19 protein-coding genes are annotated in these 19,923 nt (G+C 68.2%); 12 read left to right on the forward strand and 7 right to left on the reverse strand.

Annotated elements, in window-relative coordinates:
- Positions 1–20 precede the first annotated feature (20 nt).
- From CA951_RS01665 to CA951_RS01680, 4 genes are all read left to right on the forward strand, one after another.
- Positions 21–1,916 (forward strand): DNA/RNA non-specific endonuclease, encoded by a 1,896-nt coding sequence (locus CA951_RS01665; RefSeq protein ID WP_087555172.1) that lies wholly within the window; start codon positions 21–23, stop codon positions 1,914–1,916.
- A 22-nt stretch (positions 1,917–1,938) separates the two neighbouring features.
- Positions 1,939–3,207 carry a zinc metalloprotease gene (locus CA951_RS01670; protein WP_087555173.1) on the forward strand — a complete coding sequence of 423 codons (1,269 nt, stop codon included), beginning with the start codon at positions 1,939–1,941 and terminating at the stop codon, positions 3,205–3,207.
- A 265-nt stretch (positions 3,208–3,472) separates the two neighbouring features.
- Positions 3,473–4,606 (forward strand): IS701 family transposase, encoded by a 1,134-nt coding sequence (locus CA951_RS01675; RefSeq protein WP_373413404.1) that lies wholly within the window; start codon positions 3,473–3,475, stop codon positions 4,604–4,606.
- Between the two features lie 214 nt (positions 4,607–4,820).
- Positions 4,821–5,739, forward strand: a protein-coding gene (locus CA951_RS01680; protein WP_256973187.1) for an IS5 family transposase whose coding sequence is annotated in 2 segments (ribosomal slippage) — positions 4,821–5,180 and positions 5,182–5,739 — 918 coding nt in all. Because the reading frame shifts where the segments join, the coding sequence is not laid out codon by codon here.
- Between the two features lie 4 nt (positions 5,740–5,743).
- Here the strand turns inward: CA951_RS01680 and CA951_RS01685 are convergent.
- Positions 5,744–7,084, reverse strand: coding sequence for a TrkA family potassium uptake protein (locus CA951_RS01685; protein WP_087555174.1), 1,341 nt, complete (start codon positions 7,082–7,084; stop codon positions 5,744–5,746).
- A gap of 237 nt (positions 7,085–7,321) precedes the next feature.
- On the opposite strand from CA951_RS01685, the gene CA951_RS01690 reads away from it, so the two are divergent.
- Both CA951_RS01690 and CA951_RS01695 read left to right on the forward strand, forming a co-directional pair.
- Complete coding sequence (locus CA951_RS01690; RefSeq protein WP_087555175.1) at positions 7,322–7,771, forward strand: PPOX class F420-dependent oxidoreductase; 450 nt, start codon at positions 7,322–7,324, stop codon at positions 7,769–7,771.
- 53 nt (positions 7,772–7,824) lie between these two features.
- Positions 7,825–8,307 carry a hypothetical protein gene (locus CA951_RS01695; RefSeq protein ID WP_087555176.1) on the forward strand — a complete coding sequence of 161 codons (483 nt, stop codon included), beginning with the start codon at positions 7,825–7,827 and terminating at the stop codon, positions 8,305–8,307.
- An 84-nt stretch (positions 8,308–8,391) separates the two neighbouring features.
- Here the strand turns inward: CA951_RS01695 and CA951_RS01700 are convergent, their stop codons facing one another.
- The 6 genes from CA951_RS01700 to CA951_RS01725 form a co-directional block, all read right to left on the reverse strand.
- On the reverse strand, positions 8,392–8,628 hold the full coding sequence (locus CA951_RS01700) for a hypothetical protein (protein WP_087555177.1): 237 nt from the start codon (positions 8,626–8,628) through the stop codon (positions 8,392–8,394).
- Positions 8,629–8,738: 110 nt separating this feature from the next.
- A complete protein-coding gene (locus CA951_RS01705) occupies positions 8,739–9,494 on the reverse strand; it encodes an AIM24 family protein (protein ID WP_087555178.1) in 756 nt (251 codons plus the stop codon).
- The gene (locus CA951_RS01710) at positions 9,491–10,186 is read right to left on the reverse strand and encodes an AIM24 family protein (protein WP_087555179.1); all 696 of its coding nucleotides are present in this window, start codon (positions 10,184–10,186) and stop codon (positions 9,491–9,493) included. Before CA951_RS01710 ends, CA951_RS01705 begins: the two co-directional genes overlap by 4 nt.
- 5 nt (positions 10,187–10,191) lie before the next feature.
- A complete protein-coding gene (locus CA951_RS01715) occupies positions 10,192–10,815 on the reverse strand; it encodes an AIM24 family protein (protein ID WP_009475139.1) in 624 nt (207 codons plus the stop codon).
- Between the two features lie 79 nt (positions 10,816–10,894).
- Positions 10,895–12,037 carry a DUF475 domain-containing protein gene (locus CA951_RS01720; protein ID WP_087555180.1) on the reverse strand — a complete coding sequence of 381 codons (1,143 nt, stop codon included), beginning with the start codon at positions 12,035–12,037 and terminating at the stop codon, positions 10,895–10,897.
- A gap of 112 nt (positions 12,038–12,149) precedes the next feature.
- The gene (locus CA951_RS01725) at positions 12,150–12,725 is read right to left on the reverse strand and encodes a TerD family protein (protein WP_087555181.1); all 576 of its coding nucleotides are present in this window, start codon (positions 12,723–12,725) and stop codon (positions 12,150–12,152) included.
- A 258-nt stretch (positions 12,726–12,983) separates the two neighbouring features.
- Between CA951_RS01725 and CA951_RS01730 the strand changes: the two genes are divergently transcribed.
- From CA951_RS01730 to CA951_RS01755, 6 genes are all read left to right on the forward strand, one after another.
- Positions 12,984–14,105, forward strand: a complete 1,122-nt coding sequence (locus CA951_RS01730; protein WP_087555182.1) for a hypothetical protein — start codon at positions 12,984–12,986, stop codon at positions 14,103–14,105.
- 12 nt (positions 14,106–14,117) lie between these two features.
- Positions 14,118–15,368 carry an HpcH/HpaI aldolase/citrate lyase family protein gene (locus CA951_RS01735; RefSeq protein WP_373413379.1) on the forward strand — a complete coding sequence of 417 codons (1,251 nt, stop codon included), beginning with the start codon at positions 14,118–14,120 and terminating at the stop codon, positions 15,366–15,368.
- Entirely contained in the window at positions 15,365–16,648 is a 1,284-nt protein-coding gene (locus CA951_RS01740; protein ID WP_087555183.1) for a phosphoribosyltransferase family protein, read from the forward strand. The genes CA951_RS01735 and CA951_RS01740 overlap by 4 nt, the downstream gene beginning before the upstream one ends.
- A complete protein-coding gene (locus tag CA951_RS01745) occupies positions 16,645–17,754 on the forward strand; it encodes a cysteine protease StiP family protein (protein ID WP_087555184.1) in 1,110 nt (369 codons plus the stop codon). The genes CA951_RS01740 and CA951_RS01745 overlap by 4 nt, the downstream gene beginning before the upstream one ends.
- A complete protein-coding gene (locus CA951_RS01750) occupies positions 17,751–18,629 on the forward strand; it encodes an HAD family hydrolase (RefSeq protein WP_087555185.1) in 879 nt (292 codons plus the stop codon). The genes CA951_RS01745 and CA951_RS01750 overlap by 4 nt, the downstream gene beginning before the upstream one ends.
- 62 nt (positions 18,630–18,691) lie before the next feature.
- On the forward strand, positions 18,692–19,921 hold the full coding sequence (locus CA951_RS01755) for a TerD family protein (RefSeq protein ID WP_087555186.1): 1,230 nt from the start codon (positions 18,692–18,694) through the stop codon (positions 19,919–19,921).
- Positions 19,922–19,923 lie beyond the last annotated feature (2 nt).

A 19,923-nucleotide genomic window follows, 5' to 3' on the forward strand; every position in this document is an offset into this window, starting at 1 on the left:
GCCTACGTGAGGACCGAGCCATGACCACCATCGATACGCCCGCGGGAACGTTCGAGGCGGAACGGCAGCGACAACACGATGCGGCAGAACTGCGTGCGCGGGAACGGGCACCCCAGCGCGGCGAGCACGTGGACGCACTCAACGGTCCCGGTGGGGTCGCCGCGGCGGATACGCCCGAACGGATCGCGAAGCGAGTGGACCGGCTCGGTCGCTACTACGGCGAGAGTGACTGGGAAGCGGACACCCTTCCGGACCGCGTGCTCGAGAAGATCCTGGGCACAGCCGATTTCGTCGGCGCCCGCTACCTCGATGCCGGCGTCGCCGCCGCCCGGTCCATCGGACGGGTGAACATCCGCGACGCACGGGGAACCCTGCAGGGCTACGGCACCGGTTTCCTCGTCTCACCTGCCCTGCTGCTCACCAACCACCACGTGCTGCCGGACGCCGACACCGCCCGCAGCAGCGTGGTCGAATTCGACTACCAGGACGGCGTCGACGGCAAACCGCGGCCCGTGCAGATGTTTCCGCTCGATCCGGGACGGTTCTACCTCGCCGACCGGGAACGCGACTTCGCGCTGGTCGCGGTCGGGGCCGAGCCCGGGACGCTCGCACAGTTCGGTTTCAGCCCGCTGATCCAGGCGGAGGGCAAGGCCGTCATCGGTGAGTTCGTGACCATCGTGCAGCATCCCCGCGGCGAGAAGAAGCAGATCGCGCTGCGGGAGAACCGCATCGTCGACATTCCCGAACGGTTCCTGCACTACTCCGCCGACACCGAACCCGGATCCTCGGGTTCACCGGTGTTCAACGACCAGTGGGAGGTGGTCGCCCTGCACCACGCGAGTGTGCGGGCGCCGCAGCACACCGAGTTCGGTGGAGTCCTCAACGAGGGGGTGCGGATCAGCCGCATACTCGAATACGTGCGTGCGCAGAACCTGACCCCGCAGTCGCGGGACCTCGTCGACGAGGTCGTCGGCGCCGAGCGAACGGCGCCGGTGGTGCGCCCGGTGCTCGACCACGAACGGGAAGTGACCGTCCGGGTTCCCCTCGAGATCACGGTGCGTCTCGGATCCGTCGACTCACCGGCGGCCGCGCCCGAAGCGATCTCGATCGATCCGAACTACGCCACCCGGGGTGGGTACGACGAGAACTTCCTGCGGGTGCCGCTACCACTGCCGCGGCCCGTGGTGCCTGCGGTGGCGTCACCGGAATTGAAGTATCACCATTTCAGCGTCGTGATGCACCGCGAGCGGGCGCTGGCACTGTTCACCGCCGTGAACATCGACGGGCGACAGTCGCAGAGCCTCCGGCGCGACAGCGACAGATGGATTCTCGACCCCCGGCTTCCCGCCGATCAGCAGACGGGGGAGGACGTGTACCGCGACAATCCGCTCGACCGGGGGCACCTCGTGCGGCGTCTCGACCCGGCCTGGGGACCGCTGGCGAAGGCGGCGAACGACGACACGTTCCACTTCACCAATTGCACTCCGCAACACCACAGTTTCAACGCGGGGCAGACGCTGTGGCTGGGCCTCGAGGATTACGTCCTGAAGAACGCGGACAACGCCGATCTGTCCGTCACCGTCGTGACCGGACCCGTCCTCGCTCCGGACGACCCGAAGTATCGCGGCGTCGCGCTCCCGCGTCAGTTCTGGAAGACGGTGGCCATGGTGAAGCAGGACGGCAGCCTCTCGGTCACCGGATACCTGCTCAGCCAGGCCGCCCTGCTCGACGAGTTCGCCGAGGGGGAGGAGGCGTTCTCCTACGGCGCGTACCGCACGTTCCAGGTGCCCGTCCGGCGGATCGCTCAGTTGACCGGTCTGGGCCTGGACCCCTACATCGCGGCCGACCCGCTCGAACGGATCGAGGTCAGCAGCCTGCCCCGCGAACTGATCCGCCCCCAGGACCTGATCCTCTGAAACCGGAAGGGAACCCGACGTCATGAGCACCAACGAATCAGCGGTCGATCCGCCGACCCGCCGCACGTGCGGGGCGATGGACGTGCACCGCCGGCTGTTGACCGAGTCGGAGGCGTACCGCATCGCCCGATCGGAGATCGAGAACCAGAGCATCGAACTGGAGCGGTTGCAGTCGATCGCCGCCCGCGGACCCGTACGGATTCCGGTGGTCGTGCACGTGGTGTCGAAGACCGCGGAGCAGAACATTTCCGACGCGCAGATCGAGAGCCAGATCACGGTGCTCAACAAGGACTTCCGGGCCACCAACGACGACATCGACACCGTTCCGCCCGTGTTCGAGCCTCTGATCGGCGACGCCGGAATCGAGTTCTTTCTCGCCGACACCGACCCGGACGGACGGTCGTCGAACGGAATCACCCGCACCGCAACCGAAGTCGACTCGTTCGATCAGAACGACGGCGTGAAATCCGCGGAGACCGGCGGCGCCGACCCGTGGCCGACGCACAGATACCTCAACATCTGGGTTTGCGCGCTCGGCGGTGGTTTGCTCGGCTACGCGCAGTTCCCCGGCGGCCCCGTCGCCACCGACGGCGTCGTGATCACCTACACCGCGTTCGGCACGACGGGCACCGCGCGGGCCCCGTTCAACCTCGGGCGCACCGCGACCCACGAGATCGGGCACTACCTCAACCTCTTCCACATCTGGGGCGACGACGGCACCGGGTGCCGGGGCTCCGACGAGGTCGCCGACACCCCCAATCAGGGCGGGCAGAACGTCGGGATGCCGCGATTCCCGCACATCAGTTGCGGGAACGGCCCGCACGGCGACCTGTTCATGGATTACATGGACTACACGGACGACGCGGGGATGGTGATGTTCACCAAGGGGCAGGGCGCCCGGATGGGGGCGTGCCTGGACGGCGTCCGGAAGGCGCTGTGGACCGGGCGGGCAGCGGGTCAGGCCGTCTCCGCGCGGGTCGCCCGGGGCGCCGCGGGACGCTGGCGGCATTCCTTCGAAGAGGACCACGACGGCGTCCGGGTGTACCGGCCCGCCGGATTCGACTTCCCGCGGGCGCGGGGGCGTGGCGGTATCGAATTCCGGCCGGACGGATCGTTCGTCGACTGGGTGATCGGCCGGGGCGACGCCGACGAACCACGGGAAGGAACGTGGGTGGCCGCGGACGACGACGGGCGGCTCGAGGTGACCACGACTGCGGGCGGCACGCGCACCGTTCGGGTGGTCCGGTTCGACGAGGACCGCCTCGAATTGGACGTGGGTGACGCCTCCTGACCCTGGGGCATGTCTCCCAATTCCTTTGTCGGCGCTCCTGGCGCCCAATCGCCGCCCTGCTGCGTTGTCGTCGGCGCCGATACAACAGCGGTATCGGCTTCTCCTCCGCCTTGCCGGACGACGATCGTTTCGCCAGGTGCATCCGAGAGGAATTGAGAGACACGCCCTAGTACTACAGTCGCGTTTATTTTGATCTTGTCGGCGTGTTGGTGCCGGTTCCGATGAGTTGAGGGGTCATCGTCTGCGTGTGGACGATGATGTGTGCGTGGCCGAGGTGCGGGTGTGGGCGGAGGGGCTCGCGGAGATCGATGCGTTGATCGGACATCGTTTCGCCAGGTCCGAACCCCGCAAGCATGCGGTGGAATACGTGCAGGGGTTGCTCTCGGGCGAGGAACGGAAGAATTCGTGGACCCTGTCCGAACGCGCGGGTGATCGGTTGCCGGACGGGATGCAGCGACTGCTCTCGACGGCGGACTGGGATCCCGACGCGGTCCGCGACGACGTCCGCGATTACGCGGTCGAGCACCTCGCGGATCCGTCCGGTGTCTTGATTCTCGATGAGACCGGGTTCCTGAAGAAGGGCACCCGCTCGGCCGGGGTGGCCCGCCAATACTCGGGGACCGCGGGCCGGATCGAGAACTGCCAGATCGGGGTGTTCTTGACCTATGCCACTCCGGCGGGTCGGACGCTGATCGACCGGGAGTTGTACCTGCCCAAAGCCTGGACCGATGACCGTGACCGGTGCGCGCAGGCCGGGATCCCCGCCGAACGCGGGTTCGCGACCAAACCCGAGCTTGCGATCGCGATGCTCGAACGTGCCGTCGCCGCCGGCGTGCCGGCACGATGGGTCACCGGAGATGCCGTATACGGGCAGGTGCACCGGCTCCGTGCCCGGTCCGAGGAACTCGGATTGTCCTACGTGCTGGCCACTTCGGTGAACCAACACGTCATCACCGTCGACGGCGCCGAGCTCCGGGCCGACGAGGCGATCGCGGCGTTGCCTGCCCAGGCGTGGCGGACCCGGTCGGCCGGTGACGGCGCGAAAGGTGCCCGGCTCTATGACTGGGTGCGCACACCGGTGCGCGGGCTGAACTGGCCGACGACCGTGTACTGGCTTCTGGCCCGGCGCAGTCGCACCGACCCGGAGGATCTGGCGTATTACCTGTGCCATTGCCCGGCGCGCACCACCTTGACCGAATTGGTCACCGTCGCCGGAACACGGTGGGCGATAGAGGAAACCTTCCAGACCGCGAAGGGCCAGACGGGCCTTGATCACTACCAGGTCCGGCAGTACGCGGGCTGGTACCGGCACATCACCCTCTCGATGCTCGCGCACACCTTCCTCACCGTCACCCGCTCTAAAAGGGGGCCCGAGAGCAGGGCGACGACAGCGAGTTGATCGCACTGAGCGTGCCCGAGATCCGACGGCTGCTCTGCCACTTGATCTGGACGTATCTACCCGACCCGCGTCACGTCCTCGCACGCTCCCACTGGCGTCGCCGCCATCAACACCGAGCCCGACAATCCCACTACCGAGCCCGAGGACACCTCCCCTAAACGCGACTGTAGTACTAGGGCGTGTCTCCCAATGATTTGGGATGTTGTGCGGCAGCATGTTTGCTGTGACAGAGGTGACGGATCGATATCAAGTGTTGACCGAGAAGCAGTGGGCGTTGCTTGCGATGCTGTTACCCAGTTCGGATGGGCTGCGGGGGCGGAAGTTCCAGAATAACCGGCTCGTGGTGGAGGGGATGCTCTACCGGCTGCGTACCGGGCTCCCGTGGCGGGATCTACCTGCGCATTTCGGCCCCTGGAAGACGGTGTGGAAGCGGCATCGACGCTACGCCGGGGATGGAACATGGGATCGGGTACTCATGGCCCTGGCCGCGATGGCCGATGCCGGTGGCGACCTGGATTGGGCGGTGTCGGTGGATTCCACCGTGGTGCGGGTGCACCAGCACGGCGCCAACGCCGCGCGTGACACAGGGGGATCTGCCGAATTACACAAATCTGCTTGACGAACCGGTCGATCACGGCATCGGCCGGTCCCGCGGCGGGTTGACCTGCAAAGTTCACCTGGCGTGCGATGGCGACGGACGTCCGTTGTCGGTGCTGGTGGGTCCTGGCCAGGCCGGCGACAGCCCGATGTTCGGCCCACTCCTCGACGGCATCTGCGTGCCGCGCATCGGTGGCGGCGCACCCCGCACGCGCCCGGACGAGGTCCGTGCCGACAAGGCGTACACATCCAAGGCCAATCGAGAACTGCTACGCAGCAAGGGCATCAAGGCGGTCATTCCCGAGAAGTCCGATCAGGTGGCCAACCGCAAGAACAAGGGCAGCGCGGGCGGGCGGCCACCGAACTTCGATGCCGAGTCGTACAAGGGCCGCAACGTGGTGGAAAGGGCCTTCAACAAGGTAAAACAGTGGCGAGCGGTGGCAACCCGGTACGACAAGCTTGCCCTGACTTACCGGGCAGGATTCCTCCTCGCCGGCATCGTCGAATGGCTCAAACTATTGGGAGACATGTCCTAGGTCGCTACGCGGTGACGAGGTGGCGGCAGCTCATCCGCGGCGACACGGGCAGTTCCGTGAAGACGGGCTCGGACGTGTCCGCGGTCGCCACCTCCAGGTAGAGGTGGCTGCCGTCCGCCACGACGCCCTGCGGGTGCAGGCCGATCAGCTCGGCCACCACGTACGTGGCGCTGAGGCTGGTGACGTCGCGGATGATCCCGAGCCGCAGCAGCGACCTCGTCTCCGCGATGGCCTCCTGCTCACCGGCCCGCAGGACCAGGCGCAGTCCGGGGGAGAGGGCTTGCGCTGCCACGGACACGGCGATGTTGTCGAGGTCGTCGGAGCCGACGGCGGCCAGCGCCAGCGCGCGGCGCACACCCAGTCGTTCGAGGAGTTCGCGGTCGCCACCGTGGCCAACGACCGTCGGGATGTTCATCGCCCGGACGAGTCGCAGGTTTTTGGCGTGGGGGTCGCGCTCGACGCCCACCACCGCGACCCCGAGCGCCTGCAGTTCCCGGCACAGCCGGAGTCCGACCTGACCGAGACCCACGACGATGACATGCCCCGACCGGGGCAGGACCCGGCTGCCCACCAGGCCGACCAGCCGGGGGCCGAGCAGGCGCTCGATGATGCCGGCGGTGAACATGGCGGTGAACACCACGGTGAAGAGCATCGCCACCGACGCGAACACGGCGTAGGCGGGGCTGCCGTGGGTGTCGGCTCCCGGCCCCACCGTGGTCACCACGCGGACCGCTTCGTTGAACGCCTCGAGCGGCGCCACGTGCTGACCGAGGATCAGCCACAGCCAGTCGGCGAACAGGACGGCGAGGAGTCCGGCGAGCCCACCGAGCAGGATGCGCGTACCGATGTCGTGCGACCGCAGCAGACCCGTCGCACCGGTCGCCACCGTGTGCCACCAGTTCCGCCGGGGCAGGTCGACGTGCGCGCCCTCGAGGTGGCCGTCGATCATCCGGACCGTCAGCATGTGCTCACCAGCGTGCCGGGCCGCGACGAGTTCGGGGTCCAGGCACGGGCCGGCGAGCGTGGGCGCGGCGAGGTCTGCCGGTGACGTCACCGTGCATTGCGGGAGCAGGTGGGACAGCTGGTCCGCGACGGTGCGGTCGAAGATCGTCACCACCAACGGGATCGACGCCGAGATGTGCGCGGCGGCCAGCGCGTACCGCAGCGCGACGACGTCGTCGCGCACCAGGACCGCCATCCCGCGCGGTTCGTCCGCCATCGCCAGGCGCAGCTCGTCGTCGTCGGGGGCGACGAGATGGCGGACGTCGAAGTCCCTTTCGCGAAGGGATGCACAGACCCGTCGGGCCACGGTGGTTTCGCCGATGACGAGATATGAGTCGTTCACGTGTGGTCCTTCCGGCTCGGGATCACGAGAGCGTACCCGAGAAAAACGGCGGATCCCACCCGAGAATGCGTACCGGTGAGTAGCCAGGAACGTCCTGGAACACGTTACCGGCCAATGTTTTCCGAAGCAGCCCCCCTACTCGTCGGTAGGAGCGCCGCGGATCGCCAGGGGGAGTCCGATCACACCGATCCGGGGAAGAACGGGAACACCTCTTCGCCGTCCGTGGTTGGGTGAGGCATGAGTCTCGATGCGAAAGACGACCGGCGTCCACTTCTCGACCTCGTCGCCACACACAACCGGGCCGTCCTCGCGACGGTCAAACGCGACGGACGCCCGCAATTGTCGAACGTGATCTACGCCTGGGACCCCGACACACAGACGGCGCGGGTGTCGGTGACGGCGGATCGGGCCAAGACCCGCAACGCCGCGCGGGACCCCCGGGTGTCGCTGCACGTCAGCGCGACCGACTTCTGGAGTTACGCGGTGGTGGAGGGCGACGCGGAACTGAGCGCGGTGGTGGCGGACCCGCACGACGCGGCGGCGGACGAACTCGTCGAGGTGTTCCGGCAGGCGGCGGGGAAAGAGCACGACGACTGGGAGGATTTCCGCCGCGCGATGGTGTCCGAGCGCAGGCAGGTGCTCCGAGTCCGGGCGACGAACGTGTACGGCATGGCCCAGCTGCCCTGAGTGCGCGGAACGTAGCTGTGGCAGCCGATCGGAGCCGGTGGGACGATTGAGTCATGCGCAAGAGGCGGTGGCCGGCGGCACCACCGCCTGCCACGGAGGGAATCGTGGTGCACGGGCCGGTCGAGCTCGTGACGAGCCGCGATGTGACCCTGCGCCTGTCGGAGGTCGTCGCCCACCCGAAGGGCATGCTGCTGCGCATCGAGTTGACGGCGCGAGGCAGATCCGCTGATCTGGCGCGTCACGAGACGCGTCCGCTCGACGATCCCGACGATCCCTCGGCGCGGTGGTCGTATCTCGCGGTGAACGTCCGGGTCGACGACATGGAGGGCGTCGCCGACGCCCGTCACCCGCATTCGACGTCGACTACCGCGGCCGCCGACGCGTCCGAATATCACTCCGCGCCGCACTACTGGATCAGCGACTACCCGGAATCGGGGACGATCACGCTGACCGCGGGGTGGAAGGAGATCGGACTGCTGCCGAGAACCCGGACGATCACGCTCGGCCCCAATCCGAGTATGCGGCCCACCCGGTAGCACCACGCGCGGTAGAAATACGAAGGTGCCCTTCGGCGCCGTGGGAGCGTCGAAGGGCACCTTCGTCCTGTGAGGGGACGCAGATCAGGGCAGGGGAACCCAGGTGCCGAAGAACCAGAATCCGTGCGGGCTCGGCGCCTGCTGGTGCTCCTGCTGCTGCGGAGCGTGCTGCTGCTGTGGCTGGGGCTGCGGTGCCTGCTGCTGCTGGGCGGGGACGGGGTTGTGGCCCACCGGGTCGGCGCTGGCAACGCCGGCTCCGATGCCGAGTGCTGCGAGGGCGATACCACCGGTTGCGACGGCCTTGGTCACGACAGACTTCATGCGGTTCCTCCTGGAACGAATCGGATGCGGCGTCAGGACTTCCTGACACAGATCAGATTGCTCCCCGTCCCTGCCACAACTCTCCGCTCAGCCTGGCAATCTCCTGCACGTCAGCGAGGCTGCTCCGCCAGCTTGGCGGAGATCACCCCGTTGAGTCGCTGCAGACCGCTCGGCGTGATCCCGTGGATCTGGCCCTCGATGCTGCGCACGACATGGGTGTCGCTGAGGACCTTCTCGCTGGACTGGATCAGAACCGTTCCGGCGCCGGTGAAGTCGAACTGCCGCTCCTCCCCGGAGTTGATGCCCATCATGTGGGCGCCCGCCGCGAGGAAGTTACTGATCCACCCCTGGTCGTAATGGTGGCTGGGGGACGGGCAGTCGGCCCATCCGACGAGGGCCTCGGGGTCGATCCGCAGCGGCGGTTCGGCGAACATCACCGGGCCGTTGGACGACGCCAGGAACTTTCCGGTCCCGATGAGTGTCAGGAATCCCGGCACGATGGACTGGTTCAGCGACAGACCCGGTTCGAACGCAAGGAGATTCGATGCCCGGATCGTGAGGTTGCCGTCGTCGAGGTCGTACGAGTTGATGTCGTACCCGCGGTCGCCGATGATCAGTTTCCCGAATCCTTCGGCCACCGCGTAGTCGCCCATGTACAGCGGCGCCGAGAACTGGTTGGCGACCATGTGCAGTGCGGCGCCGTGCAATCCGTGGGTCAGCGCCTGGAACTGCATCTGGCCGTAGTAGGCGATCATCGCACCCTTGCGGATGAACCAGGGTGCGGTGAGGTCGATGCAGAACGCGTAGCTGTTGTCGGGAATGTTGTCGCTGGCGCCGAGCGTCGACGGATTGTGGATGGCGGTCACAGTTTCTCCTCCGAGGCCTGAACGTAGACGATTCCCTGACCGGTGCACTGCAGTTGCATCGCTTCCCCGACGCCGCGGCCCATGGCCTCGCGCCAGCCGACGGCGGATTTCAGTTCCACCTGGACGCTCCCATATGTGCCGACGAACGCGTCGGGGTCGACGAACACCGGATTCGGTCCGCCGACCGGGAGTTCGATGAAGCCGCCGTGCGCGAGCAGGACCGCCGACCCGTACCCGGACAGCTGCGTCGTGAACATGCCGGTGCCGGACAGGGCGCCTGCCGCCGCACCGCGCAGCGCGCCGAGCATGCCGCGCCCGCCGCCGCCCTGACTCACCACCGAGACCACCGAACTCTGCAGTCCCGCATTGTGAGCGAGCAGCCGGGACGCCTCGACGCACAGGGCGCCGCCCTGCGACATGTCGACGACGTGCACCTCGAGCCCGGCGTGGCCGTAGTGCACCTCGCCATGCCCCTGCGCCAGCATCGTGCGTTCGTGTTCGCCCTGCATCATGCGTCCGGCCATCCGGGTGAATCCGCCCATGCCCGCCATCGACTGGGAACCGGGCACCTGGTGCGGCGAGAACTGGACCTGACCGGTGTAGAACAGCATCGCGCCGGTGCGGGCCACCACTCCGCCTGCGGCGCCGACGTCGACCTTGACGACCTTCGAGTTCACTTTCGAGAAGACCATGGGGCTCACCGCTCTGCCGGTTGGATGGAGACGACGCCGTGACCGTCCCACTTGAGGGAGAAGGCCTCACCGTTGCCCTGGCCGACGGCGTTGCGCCACGACACGTCGGTCACGAACGACTGCGTCACCTGCCCGCGCGCCGAGACGAACGCGTCGGGGTCGACCACGAGGGGGTACTGCGGCGACACCTCGAGGTGGATGAGCGGTCCGCCCGCGGACAGGAGGGCCACCTGACCCTGACCGGAGACGGTCGTGGTGAACAGGCCCTGGCCACCGACTCCGCCGCGCAGTCCGGTGAACGTGACGTTGGTGTTCAGGTTGCCGCTCAGCGCGAGAAGCTGCTGCGACTCCACCTGCAGGGTCTCGTTCGCCAGGTCGACGACCGAGACGTACTGCCCGCCCACCGCGAGGTACACGACACCGTGGCCGGAGCATTCCATCAGCGACAGCGCCTCGCCCGTGGCACGCCGCTTCATTCCGGCGAGGACACCGTCGCCGCCACCGAAGCCCGCCGACTTGAAACTGACATTGCCCTCGTAGGCGATCATCGAACCCTGAATCGCCCGGATGGTGGTTCCGGCGAGCTGCGCCTCCACCACCTTCTTCGACTTGTCGAGCAGCCGCCCCATGGTGCCCTTTCCAGTGTCGAGCGGCAGTGCCCGTGACCGAGTCACGCGCACTGCCGCTGGATGTGAGTACAGGCAGAACCTAGCCGACGGACACCGACTTCTGCTCGTCCACGTCGCCTGCCGCTTCGCCGACCGCCGCGGCGGCCTTGCGGTTGCGGACGATGCTGGAGATGAACGCGGCACCGATGAGGGCGACACCGACGAGGCCGGTGACGTTCTCGTTGACGTGGTAGCCGATGGACACCAGCAGGATCACGGCCAGTGCGCCGATGGCCCAGTGGGCGCCGTGCTCGAGGTACACGTAGTCCGAGAGCGTGCCCTTGCGGACCAGGAACACGGTGATGGAACGGACGAACATCGCGCCGACGAAGCCGAGGCCGAGGGCGATGATGATCGGGTCGGACGTGATCGCGAAGGCGCCGATGACACCGTCGAAGGAGAACGACGCGTCGAGGACCTCGAGGTACAGGAACAGGAAGAACCCGGCCTTGCCGGTGGCCTTGGCCAGCGCGCTCGGCCCGCCGGTGGATCCTTCGACGGGGACGCCGTCCTCGTCTTCCTCGGGGGTGTTGAACAATTCACCGAGACCGTTGACGGCGATGTAGGTGACCATGCCGAGGACGCCGGCGATCATCACCGTGGACACCGTGTCCTCGGGGGCGATGTAGGCGGCGGTGATCAGCAGCAGCACGCCGGCGAGGATGACGGCCAGCTGGTCGAGCTTGCCTGCGCGGGCGAGGGGCTTCTCCAGCCAGGACAGCCAGGTGATCTCGCGTTCTTCGAGGATGAAGCCGAGGAACAGCATCAGCAGGAACATGCCGCCGAACGCCGCGATCTGCGGGTGCGCGTCGGTGAGCAGGGTTTCGTAGCTGGCGCTGCCGTCGGGGAAGTACGCGGCGCCGTCGGCGGGCGGGTTGAGGGCCAGGTCGAGTGCGGCGACGGGGCCGAGGCCGGAGGCCAGCCACACGATGACGAGGGGGAAGACCAGGCGCATGCCGAACACGGCGATGACGATGCCGACGGTGAGGAAGATCTTCTGCCAGAAGTCGCTCATGCGGCGCAGGACGGTGGCGTTGATGACGGCGTTGTCGAAGGACAGCGAGATCTCGAGGATCGAGAGGATCAGCACGAGGAGGACGGCCTGGGGGCCTCCGTAGATCGCGGCGACGATGAGGGAGATCACCGTCACGGCGAAGGAGAGACCGAATATTCGCAGAACCACGAAGCGTGGCCTTTCTCTAGTGGGCATGCAGGGTGGTTACTGCAGGGGACGAACACCGGGGGAGGGTGTCACGGCCGTGACACCCTCCCCCGGCTGGGGAACTGGACGACCGTCAGACGTTGACGCCGTAGTCGCGGGCGATACCGGCCAGCCCGGACGCGTAGCCCTGGCCGATGGCACGGAACTTCCACTCCGCGCCGTGGCGGTACAGCTCGCCGAAAACCATAGCGGTTTCGGTCGACGCGTCCTCGGACAGGTCGTAGCGGGCGAGCTCGTTGCCGTTGGCCTGGTCGACGACGCGGATGTACGCGTTGCGGACCTGACCGAACGACTGCGAACGCGTCTCGGCGTCGTAGATCGAGACGGGGAACAGGATGCTCTCGATGTTCGCGGGGACCGCCGCCAGGTTGACGTTGATCACCTCGTCGTCGCCCTCGCCCTCACCGGTGGTGTTGTCACCGATGTGCTCGATCGAGCCGTCGGGCGAGCGCAGGTTGTTGAAGAACACGAAGTGCTGGTCCGACACGACCTTCTTGTCGGCACCCGCACCGATGGCGCTGGCGTCGAGGTCGAAGTCGGTGCCGGTGGTCGAGCGGGCATCCCATCCGAGTCCGACAGCCACCGCGGTCAGGTTCGGCGCCTCCTTCGTGAGAGAAACATTGCCGCCCTTGGTCAAGCTGACGCCCATTCAGGGGTCCTTTCGAGAGGAGGTGGGTGGACCCTCGACAGCTGTCGAAGTTCCGAGTTCGTCGTGCGACACCACGATAATGAATTTGTCCGACTTGTCCCATCCGTCGACCTGTCCACAGGTTTGTGCACAGCCAGTTCCGGTCCACTCGGAGTTGTCGCCCCGACCAGTACGATTCAGGGCGTGACGAGCGGATGGGCGGGACGCTTCCGAGGAAGAGCCCGGGGCGACGACTCGGCTCGTCTTGCCCACGACACGATGGTCGCAGCGTTTCTCGATATGGACAACCGGCAGAGCATCGCCGCCGCGGCCGTGGACGCCTCCGCGGAGCTGACTCCGGAACGCGGAATCCGCCGGGCGTGGGAACCGGTTCGCGACGGGTGCTACCAGGCCGCGACGGCGTACCTGGCGGCGGAAGACCGGTTCGAGAACGTGCAGACGCCCGCGGCCACCGCCGCGTACGAGCAGGTGACGCGGCAGCTGGTGGCGGCGACGCAGAGCCTCGACGAGTTCTATCGCACACATCGCGGCCATCTCGAGGAGTCGACCGCGATGCTGGCGGCCGTTCCTCAGCTCGCGCAGCAGGCGCTGCAGGTCGCGTCCGCGGCGCAGCACCGGGTGCAGACCGAGGGCGCCGCCTACGCCGGCTACCCGTCGGTGCGCGACCGGGGAGCCGCACTCGACGCCGCGGTCGTGGCGCTGCAGGGCGCCCGCGGCGCCAACCCGGTCCGCGCCGCGGCAGCGCGGGTGCGAGAGGAGTCGGCAGCGCTGGAGAAGGCGCTGGACGCGGCTCCGTCCAAGGAGCGGGATGCCGAGCACGCCGTGTCGTCGGTGACGACGAGGATCGCCGCGGTGCAGACCCGGGCCGAACGGCTCGCGCCCGCCTACTCGGCCCTGCTCCGCGAATTCAACGCGGCCAGTTCGGCGGATCTCGTCCACAACGACCGCAAGAGCCGAACGCACATCGAGCAGGCGCAGACCGATCTGCAGCAGGCGCAGAAGGCTCTGACCGCGGGTAACCCCGAGGGGGCGCTGGATCTGACGGCCGCGGCGCGGACCCATCTCGTCGACGCGGAGGCGAACGTCGACGGCGTCACCGATCGTCTGCTGTTGCTGCGGGAGGTGCGGGAGAACCCGCGGTCCAAGGAGAACGAGATCAGATTTCGCCTCCGCGACGCCCAGATGTTGGCTGTCAATCGTGGGCTCGTGCGGGAATGGGGGTCGGTCCTGGACGCTCAGCTCGAGCGAATTGACCGAATTGCAGGGACACTGACCGGGCGGCATCCCGACTACTGGGCGTACGTCACCCAGCTCGACGCCGTGTCGGTGTTCATTGCCGAGGTGGTTCAGAAGATGAGAGGACACACAGCGCAGCGATGACACGGGGGGACGATGAGCATTAGCGAAGAGGTCGTGACGACGGCGGTGCCGTCCGGTGTGACGACGGCGGTGCCGTCCGGTGTGACAACGGCGGTGCGGCACGTGCGGCACTTTCACCACCTCGATCACGAGACGCACGACCGGCTGTTCCTGCACGCTCCGCAGGCACTCGGGCCGGACGAGGATCGAACGGTGCTGGCCGTTGCGCTGGGCGCGACGCTGTACGTGCCTGCGACGAGGTCCGACCTGGCGGACACCATCCTGCGCCGGTCGGCTGACGGTGTCTGCTCGATGGTCCTGGACCTCGAGGACGCCGTGGCGGACGACCAGGTGGAATCGGCGTTGCTCAACGCCGTCGACGCGCTGGATCTGCTGGCGACCCGTGGTGGCGCGCGGATGCAACTGTTCGTGCGGGTACGGGCCGCCGGGGACCTGCGGCGGATCGCCGGCCTGCTGACGACCGGCGTCGAGGTGTTGTCCGGGTTCGTGTTTCCCAAGTTCGGTAGCGAGACGGGCGGCGCGTTCCTCGACGAACTGGCCGCGGCGTCGGAGCGGCTCGGCAAGCAGTTGTATGCGATGCCGGTGCTCGAATCGCCTGCTCTGGTGCACCGCGAGTCCCGCGACGACGAACTCGCGAAGATCGGCGCACTGCTCGTCGAGCACCGCGAGCGAATCCTCGCCGTGCGCATCGGCGCCACCGACATGTGTGCCACGTTCGGCATCCGCCGCGACCGCGACCTGACGATCTACGACGTGCGGGTGGTCGCGGACGCGATCGCCGGCATCGTGAACTTCCTGGGCCGCGCCGACGAGACCGGGCACGTCATCACCGGTCCGGTGTGGGAGTACTTCGCCGATCACGAGCGGATGTTCCGGCCGACTCTGCGCGCTACACCGTTCGAGGAACACGACGAGGTGCGGTTCCGTCAGCAGCTGGTCAGCCGCGACCTGGACGGTCTGCTCCGGGAGATCGCCCTCGACCGCGCCAACGGCATCCAGGGCAAGACGGTCATCCATCCGACGCACGTCGCGGCCGTGCACGCCCTGTCCGCTGTGACGCACGAGGAGTACCACGACGCGCTCGACATTCTCGGCGCCGAGGGCGTCGGCGGCGTCCAGGCATCGGGGTACCGCAACAAGATGAACGAAATGCGCCCGCACCGCAGCTGGGCCGAGAAGACACTCGTCCGGGCGAAGGTGTTCGGCGTGACCAACGAAGGAATCACGTTCGTGGATCTACTGACCGCACTGGCCGTCCGATGAGTTCACCCACCGCGGTCCGCGCGGTGCCCTGGGCCACGGAGCATCTGGGGTTGACGCTCGCCCACGTCGATTCGAGCTCGGGACTGACGATCCCCGAACTCGTCGAGCCGGGTCTGCGGCGCAACCCGCGGCGCGCCCACCTGCTCGTCTCGACGGTCCTCGGCAAGCACGTGCCCACCGACCCCGGCGCGGTGATCGGCGCAGGGGACCGCCTGGGTGATCTGGTCGCCGATGTCCTCGGACCGGATGCGGATCCAGTCGTGCTCGGGTTCGCGGAGACCGCAACAGGTCTGGGCCATTGCGTCGCCGCGCGACTGCGCGCCCGGTGCTACCTGCACTCCACGCGGCGGGACGTCCCCGAGATCGGGACGTCCGCCGGTTTCGAGGAGGGACACTCGCACGCGACCAGCCATCAGCTGCAGCCGACGTCCGTCGAGTTGTTCGCCGGCGATCGCCCCCTCGTCCTCGTGGACGACGAGATCTCCACCGGCGCCACCGCGGTCGATGCGATCCGCGCGCTGCACCGGCAGAACCCGCGCAGCCGGTACGTCGTGGCGTCGCTCGTCGACATGCGCGACGAGGGTCACCGGGACGCCGTCGACGCCGCGGCCGCCGAACTCGGTGTGCAGATCGACAGCGTGAGTCTGGCGTTGGGGCGCACCGAGCTTCCCGACGGACTGACCGACGCCGTCGGTGCGCTTCCGGATCCCGTGCTCAACCCCGTCGGCGCGCGGACCGGGACCGTGGAGCGGGCCGACCTGGCCTGGCCCGCGGCAGTTCCGGAGGGTGGGCGTCACGGCTTCCTGCAGGAAGACACCGAGGACTTCGATGCGGCCGTCGCTTCGGCGGCCGCGGCGCTGCGCGATCGGCTCGACCCGGAGCGTCCGGTGATCGTCGTCGGGCACGAAGAGTTGATGTACCTTCCGTTGCGGATCGCGGACACGCTCGCCGCATCCGGTTTCCGGGTCCGATTCCAGACGACGTCCCGGTCGCCCGCCTACGTGCTCGACCAGCCGGGATACCCGCTGCGCCGCGGGTTTCGCTTCACCGCCCCCGAGGCCGGGGAGGAGCAGCCGCGGTTCGTCTACAACGCGCAGTGGCCGGACGAGGACGCCGTCGTGGTCGCGGTGCTCGACGCCGCCGCCGACACCGACCGGCTCACCGCTGGCGGCGGACTCCTCGACGTCCTCACCGCGGCGGGAACGGACGTGCTGCTGGCCGTCGTGTCCGGCGCCGACCCGCGGTCGCTGCGGGCCGCACGCGCGGGAGCGTCGTCGTGACGGCGCCGCTGACCGGCCCGGCGTTCGGTTCGTACGCCGCCGACGAGGTGGGCTGGCTGCTCAAAGACTTGTCGCACGTCGACCTCGAGGCCGACGTCGCGGAGCGGGAGCGCCGCATCCAGTCGGGTGCAGCCCACTACGCGGAGACGCTGCCCATCGAGTACCAGCCCGATGCGGAGTACCGCGAACTGTTCGAGAAGGTGCTGCAGGACAGCTCCATCCGGCTCGCGCGCGCAGTGGGGACGGTCACCGACCTCGTGCTGGCCGAGCGGGGCCCCGACGTCACGCTCGTGTCGCTGGCGCGCGCCGGAACCCCGGTGGGCGTGCTCATGCGACGCTGGGCGCGGGACGTCCACGGCCTGACGCTGCCGCACTACGCGGTCTCGATCGTCCGGGACCGCGGGATCGACGCCGTCGCGCTCGACTACCTCGCGCGGCACCACGACCCGAAGAACGTGGTCTTCGTCGACGGCTGGACGGGCAAGGGCGCCATCGCCCGCGAGTTGTCGCAGGCACTCGTGGAGTACCGCGAGGCCGGGGGCGCCGAGTTCGACGACGACCTCGCCGTCCTCGCGGATCCCGGGCACTGCGTCCGCACGTTCGGCACCCGCGACGACTTCCTGATCGCGTCGGCATGCCTGAACTCCACCGTGTCGGGTCTGGTGTCGAGGACCGTCCTCAACGACACGCTGATCGGCCCCGGCGACTTCCACGGCGCCAAGTTCTACGCGCACCTCGCGGGCGAGGACGTGTCCAATCACCTCCTCGACTCCGTCAGCGCGTCCTTCGCGGACGTGCGTGAGCACGTACCTGGGGACGTCGAGGAACTGCTGCGGTCGGACCGGACACCCACGTGGGACGGCTGGAGGTCCGTCGAGGCGGTCCGGGAGCAGTACGGAATCTCGACGGTGAACTTCGTGAAGCCCGGCGTCGGCGAAACCACCCGGGTGCTGCTGCGCCGGGTGCCGTGGCGGGTGCTCGTCCGCGACCTCGAGGCCCCCGAGCACGCGCACATCCGGCTGCTCGCCGCCGCGCGCTCGGTTCCCGTCGAAGAGGTTCCCGGTCTGGCGTATTCGTGCATGGGCCTGATCAAGGATGTGACATGACCGCGTTGATCGCGACGGACCTCGACCGGACCATGATCTACTCGCGCGCGGCGATGGAACTCGCCGTCACCGAGAGCGACGTGACGTCCGCGGCCGGCGACGACGATCTTCTGTGCGTCGAGGTGTACGACGGCAAACCGCTGTCCTACGTCACGTCGGCCGCCGAGGCCATGCTGCGCACGCTCACCGCGTCCGCCGTGGTCGTGCCCACCACCACTCGCACCGTCGCGCAGTTCGAGCGCATCGACCTGCCGGGGGCGCCGTGGCGGTACGCGATCACGACCAACGGCGGGAACATCCTCGTCGACGGCGTCCCCGATGCGGGCTGGCGGTCGGGCGTCGACCTCGCGATCGCCGACGGTGGCGCGTCGCTGGTGGAGATCGGGGCCGAGTTGAGCCGCCGGATCGACGACAGCTGGGTCCGGTCGTCCCGGGTGGCCGACGAGTTGTTCTCCTACCTGGTCGTGGACCTCGACGCGATGCCCGAAGGCTTCGTCGAGGAGTGGAACGTCTGGTGCGTGGATCGGGGCTGGGGTGCGTCCCGCCAGGGCCGCAAGATCTACACGATGCCCGACGCGGTGTGCAAGAGCCGTGCAGTCGCCGAGGTCCGTTCCCGGCTCGTCGACGACGGTGTGCTCGCGCCGGAGGCGCCCGTGCTCGCGGCGGGGGACGGGGCGCTCGACGCCCACATGCTCAGTGCCGCCGACGCCGCCATCCGCCCCCGGCACGGCGAACTCGAAACGCTCGACTGGCAGCATCCGACCCTGTCCGTGACCGGAAGCAGCGGGATCGCCGCCGGTGAGGAGATCCTGCGCTGGTTCGCGGACCGCGTCGAGCGGGGTGCGGGGACGACGGCCGTGGGCGCTCTTTTGTAGGTTGTAGGAGAACAGGCCAAACGGGACAAACCCGACGCTCCCACAGTGAAGGAACCACCGCAGTGTCCACTCCGCTTGCCAAGGGTCAGAACGGCCCACTGAGCGTCGACGACGTCATCGTCTCCCTCGAGCTGACCGCCGCCGCCGACCTGTCCGCGCTGCTCGTCACGGATTCGGGGAAGGTCCGCTCGGACGCCGACTTCGTCTTCTTCAACCAGCCGTCCGGTCCCGGTGTGCAACTCGTGCCCGGGGCCCCCGGACAGGCGGCGTCGCTGAAGGTGTCGCTCGGCGCGGTGCCGGCCGACATCGCCCAGGTGCGCGCGGTCATCACTCTCGACGACGCCACCAGCAACTTCGGCCGTTCCGCCCCGCCGACGGCCCGGGTCGCCGACGGTGCCGGAAACGCGCTGTACGAGTACCGGATCGAAGGGCTGAACTCCGAGTCGATCGTCATCGCGCTCGAGCTGTACCGCCGCCAGGGCGCCTGGAAGGTGCGGGCCGTCGGGCAGGGCTACGCCGGTGGTTTCGCCGCACTCGTCACCGATCACGGTGTGTCCGTCGACGACGCACCCGCCCCCGCGGCCGCCCCGGTCCAGCAGCCACCGGCACCGCAGGCCACCCCCGCTCCGGCCTACCCGCCGCCGGCCGCCCCGGTGCCGCCCCCGGCTCCTGCTGCCCCTGCGGCTCCGGCCGGGGTCAGTCTCACCAAGTCGCGGCCGGTCAGCCTGAGCAAGGGCCAGAAGGTTACGCTCCGCAAGGACGGTGGCGTCGCGCTGACGTACATCCAGATGGGACTCGGCTGGGATCCGATCGAGAAGCGCGGCATGTTCGGAAACCGTTCCGCCAACGTCGACCTCGACGCGTCGGCGGTCCTGTTCGCGGACAACAACATGGTCGACGTCGCCTACTACGGCCAGCTGACGTCGAAGGACGGGTCGATCCGGCACCAGGGCGACAACCTCACCGGCGAGGGCGCGGGCGACGACGAGGTGATCCTCGTGGATCTCACCCGCATTCCGCCGCACGTCTCGACCATCGTGTTCATCGTGACGTCGTACCGCGGGCACACGTTCGAGCAGGTGAAGAACGCGTTCTGCCGACTGGTGGACACCACGTCGAACGCCGAACTCGCACGGTTCACGCTGCAGGGCGGGATGCCGTTCACCGGAATGGTGATGGCGAAGGTGTACCGGGTGGGCGGCGAATGGAAGCTGCAGGCCATCGGTGAGGGCATCCAGGCCAAGCACGCCGGTGAGGCCGCGCCTCAACTCGCCCGGTTCCTCGGCGTCTAGGG

Source organism: Rhodococcus sp. NCIMB 12038 (assembly GCF_002165735.1).
Classification (GTDB): Bacteria; Actinomycetota; Actinomycetes; order Mycobacteriales; family Mycobacteriaceae; genus Rhodococcus_F.